Annotated in this window: 2 protein-coding genes; both read left to right on the top strand. The window is 43.9% G+C overall.

Annotated features, from left to right (window positions below; translation table 11 throughout):
- The first annotated feature begins 268 nt into the window (after window positions 1-268).
- Window positions 269-640 carry a GntR family transcriptional regulator gene (locus IQR33_RS17490; protein ID WP_005374444.1) on the top strand — a complete coding sequence of 124 codons (372 nt, stop codon included), beginning with the start codon at window positions 269-271 and terminating at the stop codon, window positions 638-640.
- A partial coding sequence (locus tag IQR33_RS33385; RefSeq protein ID WP_228013960.1) for an ATP-binding cassette domain-containing protein occupies window positions 637-1,219 on the top strand: 583 nt, incomplete at its 3' end. The genes IQR33_RS17490 and IQR33_RS33385, both read left to right, overlap by 4 nt.

Here is a 1,219-nt window from a genome sequence, read left to right on the forward strand (position 1 = left end):
GCTAAAATTATGCTAATTATCATTCAGTGAGAATATTCATTTAGAACAGGCGATAAGTGTATTGATGGGAAGAGAAAAACAACACTTCTCAACTTATGAGAAGCAATTAATTTCCATATAAAACAAAACCTCAAAACAACGACCACATAGGTGGATATTTAGAGCGAATGAGACAGGCGGATACACTAGGTTTTAAATTATTACTTTCTCTCTAATGCACTAGGTGTTATACATATATATAACACCATCTCAACCAAGAGATTCACTCATGACTAATTGGCATGATCGCCAACCGATATTTCGACAGTTGGCAGACCAGATCACGCAGCAAATACTGCAAGGTGTCTGGCAAGAAGGCGATGCTCTGCCCTCCGTCCGTAGCATCTCTGCAGATATGAAAATTAACCACCTCACCGTTATGAAAGGCTATCAATTGCTTGTTGATGACGGGCTAGTGGAGAAAAAACGCGGTCAAGGTATGTTTGTCGCTTCAGGAGCAAAGCTCAAATTACTCGCAGACGAGAAGGCACGTTTTCTTCAGCAACAAATTCCGCAGATAGCCGACACAATACAGCGTCTGGATATGTCACTCGACGAATTCATTCAACAACTAAAACCACACTTGAAAGGTGACCAATGAGCGCATTAGTCAGTGTAAACAACGTCTCCAAGCAATATCAGCAACAAGGAGAAGCACTGCATGAAGTGAGTTTCGACCTACATGCAGGACAAGTACTTGGCTTACTCGGCCATAATGGCGCAGGTAAATCAACGCTTATTAATGCCCTACTCGGTGCACATGAATATCAGGGCACTATTCGTATCAACGGATTTGAACCTATTATGCAACGCGACAAGATAATGCAGAGCTTATCCTACATCTCGGATGTCAACGTTCTGCCAGATTGGATGACCGTTGCTCAACTGCTTAACTATACCGAGGGCGTGCATCCAGGGTTCAATCGCGCCCAAGCAGATACGCTACTTCGTCAAACGGACATCCAACCTCGTGCGCGTATCAAATCTTTATCCAAAGGGATGAAGGTGCAATTACACCTCGCGATTGTGATCGCAACCAACACCCAAATCCTCATATTGGATGAACCGACACTCGGGTTAGATCTCGTGTATCGCGAGACGTTTTATCGTCACTTATTGGAATGGTTTCACGACGGCGAGCGCGTGTTGATCATCGCCAGTCATGAAGTATCAGAGATTG

Source organism: Vibrio sp. OPT46 (genome assembly GCF_015163535.1).
In the GTDB taxonomy this organism is placed as follows: domain Bacteria; phylum Pseudomonadota; class Gammaproteobacteria; order Enterobacterales; family Vibrionaceae; genus Vibrio; species Vibrio alginolyticus.